This is a genomic window from Rhodococcus sp. As11, from assembly GCF_048957735.1.
Taxonomy (GTDB): domain Bacteria; phylum Actinomycetota; class Actinomycetes; order Mycobacteriales; family Mycobacteriaceae; genus Rhodococcus; species Rhodococcus gordoniae.
The window spans coordinates 1-5,399 of record NZ_JARDJE010000042.1; the positions used below are offsets into that span (position 1 = coordinate 1).

The 5,399-nt window shown below is 56.9% G+C and carries 3 rRNA genes; all 3 read left to right on the forward strand.

The annotated features are described in order from the left end of the window. The first annotated feature begins 211 nt into the window (after positions 1–211). A 16S ribosomal RNA gene (locus PV766_RS23875) occupies positions 212–1,733 on the forward strand. Positions 1,734–2,033: 300 nt separating this feature from the next. Next, a 23S ribosomal RNA gene (locus tag PV766_RS23880) occupies positions 2,034–5,167 on the forward strand. A 108-nt stretch (positions 5,168–5,275) separates the two neighbouring features. Beyond that, positions 5,276–5,392, forward strand: a 5S ribosomal RNA gene (rrf, locus tag PV766_RS23885). Together the 16S, 23S and 5S rRNA genes form the textbook arrangement of a ribosomal RNA operon. Positions 5,393–5,399: the final 7 nt, after the last annotated feature.

Sequence of the window (5,399 nt, forward strand, 5' to 3'; positions counted from 1 at the left end):
GCGTGTTCTTTGAGAACTCAACAGTGTGCCGATGAATGTCAGTGCCAAATAATATTTGGTGCGACCACTTCACTTTTGTGGGTGGTTGTTGCTGGACATCGCATTCTTCCGTCTGCGGTGATCCAGTGTTGTATAGCTAGTTTGAGTTTTTTTGCTAGTGATTTGACTCTTGTGTCTATGACTGATTGCCCTTCGGGGTGATTGTGAGTCTTCAACGGAGAGTTTGATCCTGGCTCAGGACGAACGCTGGCGGCGTGCTTAACACATGCAAGTCGAACGATGAAGCCCAGCTTGCTGGGTGGATTAGTGGCGAACGGGTGAGTAACACGTGGGTGATCTGCCCTGCACTCTGGGATAAGCCTGGGAAACTGGGTCTAATACCGGATAGGACCTTCGGCCGCATGGCTGGGGGTGGAAAGTTTTTCGGTGCAGGATGAGCCCGCGGCCTATCAGCTTGTTGGTGGGGTAATGGCCTACCAAGGCGACGACGGGTAGCCGGCCTGAGAGGGCGACCGGCCACACTGGGACTGAGACACGGCCCAGACTCCTACGGGAGGCAGCAGTGGGGAATATTGCACAATGGGCGCAAGCCTGATGCAGCGACGCCGCGTGAGGGATGACGGCCTTCGGGTTGTAAACCTCTTTCACCCATGACGAAGCGCAAGTGACGGTAGTGGGAGAAGAAGCACCGGCCAACTACGTGCCAGCAGCCGCGGTAATACGTAGGGTGCGAGCGTTGTCCGGAATTACTGGGCGTAAAGAGCTCGTAGGCGGTTTGTCGCGTCGTCTGTGAAAACCCGCAGCTCAACTGCGGGCTTGCAGGCGATACGGGCAGACTCGAGTACTGCAGGGGAGACTGGAATTCCTGGTGTAGCGGTGAAATGCGCAGATATCAGGAGGAACACCGGTGGCGAAGGCGGGTCTCTGGGCAGTAACTGACGCTGAGGAGCGAAAGCGTGGGTAGCGAACAGGATTAGATACCCTGGTAGTCCACGCCGTAAACGGTGGGCGCTAGGTGTGGGTTTCCTTCCACGGGATCCGTGCCGTAGCCAACGCATTAAGCGCCCCGCCTGGGGAGTACGGCCGCAAGGCTAAAACTCAAAGGAATTGACGGGGGCCCGCACAAGCGGCGGAGCATGTGGATTAATTCGATGCAACGCGAAGAACCTTACCTGGGTTTGACATGTACCGGACGACTGCAGAGATGTGGTTTCCCTTGTGGCCGGTAGACAGGTGGTGCATGGCTGTCGTCAGCTCGTGTCGTGAGATGTTGGGTTAAGTCCCGCAACGAGCGCAACCCTTGTCCTGTGTTGCCAGCACGTAATGGTGGGGACTCGCAGGAGACTGCCGGGGTCAACTCGGAGGAAGGTGGGGACGACGTCAAGTCATCATGCCCCTTATGTCCAGGGCTTCACACATGCTACAATGGTCGGTACAGAGGGCTGCGATACCGTGAGGTGGAGCGAATCCCTTAAAGCCGGTCTCAGTTCGGATCGGGGTCTGCAACTCGACCCCGTGAAGTCGGAGTCGCTAGTAATCGCAGATCAGCAACGCTGCGGTGAATACGTTCCCGGGCCTTGTACACACCGCCCGTCACGTCATGAAAGTCGGTAACACCCGAAGCCGGTGGCCTAACCCCTCGTGGGAGGGAGCCGTCGAAGGTGGGATCGGCGATTGGGACGAAGTCGTAACAAGGTAGCCGTACCGGAAGGTGCGGCTGGATCACCTCCTTTCTAAGGAGCATCTCCTGTCTCGGACCAGCACGTAGGTGCTGGGGGAGCAGGCAGAGCCCGTTTGCCGCCGTACGAGCGGCACGGGAGCTCATGGGTGGAACGCTGACAAGCATCGCCGTGTATCGGGGAAACTCAGTTTTCCTCGGCGGTGGTTATATCGGTGCACTGTTGGGTCCTGAGAGAACACGCGAGTGTTTTGTCAGCGACGATGACTTACGAAGGCGGTTGGCCGTGTGGCCGGCGTTGGTAGGGGTTGTTGTGTGTTGTTTGAGAACTGCACAGTGGACGCGAGCATCTTTGTTGTAAGTGTTTATGAGCGTACGGTGGATGTCTTGGCACCAGGAGCCGATGAAGGACGTGGGAGGCTGCGATATGCCTCGGGGAGCTGTCAACCGAGCTGTGATCCGAGGATTTCCGAATGGGGAAACCCAGCACGAGTGATGTCGTGTTACCCGCATCTGAATATATAGGGTGTGTGGAGGGAACGTGGGGAAGTGAAACATCTCAGTACCCACAGGAAGAGAAAACAACATGTGATTCCGTGAGTAGTGGCGAGCGAAAGCGGATGAGGCTAAACCGAGTACATGTGATACCTGGCAGGGGTTGTGTATTCGGGGTTGTGGGGTTCGTTGTGTCGGCGCTGCCATGCCGGCCGACAGTGAGAAATCGTCGTGTTAGTCGAAGTGGTCTGGAACGGCCCGTCGTAGAGGGTGAGAATCCCGTAGACGAAAACATGGCGACTGTCGATACGAATACCCGAGTAGCACCGGGCCCGTGAAATCCGGTGTGAATCTGTCGGGACCACCCGATAAGCCTGAATACTCCCTGGTGACCGATAGCGGACAAGTACCGTGAGGGAAAGATGAAAAGTACCCCGGGAGGGGAGTGAAATAGTACCTGAAACCGTGCGCTTACAATCCGTCAGAGCCTGCGCATCCTTCGGGGTGGTGGGTGATGGCGTGCCTTTTGAAGAATGAGCCTGCGAGTTAGCGGCATGTCGCGAGGTTAACCCGGGTGGGGTAGCCGTAGCGAAAGCGAGTCCGAATAGGGCGATCTGTAGTGGCATGTTCTAGACCCGAAGCGGAGTGATCTACCCATGGCCAGGGTGAAGCGACGGTAAGACGTCGTGGAGGCCCGAACCCACTTAGGTTGAAAACTGAGGGGATGAGTTGTGGGTAGGGGTGAAAGGCCAATCAAACTCCGTGATAGCTGGTTCTCCCCGAAATGCATTTAGGTGCAGCGTCGCGTGTTTCTCACCGGAGGTAGAGCTACTGGATGGTCTAGGGGGCCCACAAGCTTACCGAAATCAGCCAAACTCCGAATGCCGGTGAGTGAGAGCGCGGCAGTGAGACTGCGGGGGATAAGCTTCGTAGTCGAGAGGGAAACAGCCCAGATCGCCGGCTAAGGCCCCTAAGCGTGTACTAAGTGGAAAAGGATGTGGGATCGCTGAGACAACCAGGAGGTTGGCTTAGAAGCAGCCACCCTTGAAAGAGTGCGTAATAGCTCACTGGTCAAGTGGTTCTGCGCCGACAATGTAGCGGGGCTCAAGTACACCGCCGAAGCCGCGGCATTCACATGACACCCCGGAGGGATTACGGTTTCTCCGGCAGTGGTGTGGATGGGTAGGGGAGCGTCGTGTGGCCGTGGAAGCGCCGGAGTGATCCAGGTGTGGAGGCCACGCGAGTGAGAATGCAGGCATGAGTAGCGAAAGACGAGTGAGAAACTCGTCCGCCGGATGACCAAGGGTTCCTGGGCCAGGTTAATCCGCCCAGGGTGAGTCGGGACCTAAGGCGAGGCCGACAGGCGTAGTCGATGGACAACGGGTTGATATTCCCGTACCCGTGTATCCGCGCCCAATGGCGAATCAGTTGTGCTAACCGTCCAAAAGGTTGGTCGTCTCCTTCGGGAGTCGGCGAACCGGCTGCACGGGACCCTGATTGTAGTAGTCAAGCGATGGGGTGACGCAGGAAGGTAGCTGGGCCAGGTGATGGAATACCTGGTGTAAGCCGGTAGGGCGAATGGTAGGCAAATCCGCCATTCATGCAGCCTGAGAGGTGATGCGTACCCGTTGAGGGGAATTCAGTGATCCTATGCTGCCGAGAAAAGCCTCTAGTGAGTTGGTACACGGCCCGTACCCCAAACCGACACAGGTGGTCAGGTAGAGAATACCGAGGCGATCGAGAGAACTGTGGTTAAGGAACTCGGCAAAATGCCCCCGTAACTTCGGGAGAAGGGGGACCACGCTCGGTGACCGGACTTGCTCCGTGAGCTGGGGGTGGTCGCAGAGACCAGAGAGAAGCGACTGTTTACTAAAAACACAGGTCCGTGCGAAGTCGTAAGACGATGTATACGGACTGACGCCTGCCCGGTGCTGGAAGGTTAAGAGGACCGGTTAGTCACTTCGGTGGCGAAGCTGAGAATTTAAGCCCCAGTAAACGGCGGTGGTAACTATAACCATCCTAAGGTAGCGAAATTCCTTGTCGGGTAAGTTCCGACCTGCACGAATGGCGTAACGACTTCTCTGCTGTCTCGACCACAGACTCGGCGAAATTGCATTACGAGTAAAGATGCTCGTTACGCGCGGCAGGACGAAAAGACCCCGGGACCTTCACTATAGCTTGGTATTGGTGTTCGGTTCGGTTTGTGTAGGATAGGTGGGAGACTGTGAAGCTCATACGCCAGTATGGGTGGAGTCGTTGTTGAAATACCACTCTGATCGTATTGGACCTCTAACCTCGGACCATGATCTGGTTCAGGGACAGTGCCTGGTGGGTAGTTTAACTGGGGCGGTTGCCTCCCAAAATGTAACGGAGGCGCCCAAAGGTTCCCTCAGCCTGGTTGGCAATCAGGTGTCGAGTGCAAGTGCACAAGGGAGCTTGACTGTGAGACTGACAGGTCGAGCAGGGACGAAAGTCGGGACTAGTGATCCGGCACCGGCATGTGGAAGCGGTGTCGCTCAACGGATAAAAGGTACCCCGGGGATAACAGGCTGATCTTCCCCAAGAGTCCATATCGACGGGATGGTTTGGCACCTCGATGTCGGCTCGTCGCATCCTGGGGCTGGAGTAGGTCCCAAGGGTTGGGCTGTTCGCCCATTAAAGCGGCACGCGAGCTGGGTTTAGAACGTCGTGAGACAGTTCGGTCTCTATCCGCCGCGCGCGTTAGAAACTTGAGGAAGGCTGTCCCTAGTACGAGAGGACCGGGACGGACGAACCTCTGGTGTGCCAGTTGTCCCGCCAGGGGCATGGCTGGTTGGCTACGTTCGGAAGGGATAACCGCTGAAAGCATCTAAGCGGGAAGCCTGTTCCAAGATGAGGTTTCTCACCCCCTCGAGGGGGTAAGGCCCCCGGCAGACCACCGGGTTGATAGGCCGGAACTGGAAGCCCAGCAATGGGTGGAGGTGACCGGTACTAATAGGCCGAGGACTTACCACGAAGATGTTACGCGTCCACTGTGCGGTATCTGAAACAACACACACAGATATCGAAGATCCTGCGGTAGCGGGGTTGTCGATGTTCTGCGTGGTTACTGTTTCATAGAGTTACGGCGGCCATAGCGACAGGGAAACGCCCGGTCCCATTCCGAACCCGGAAGCTAAGCCTGTCTGCGCCGATGGTACTGCACTCGACAGGGTGTGGGAGAGTAGGACACCGCCGAACACCCGTT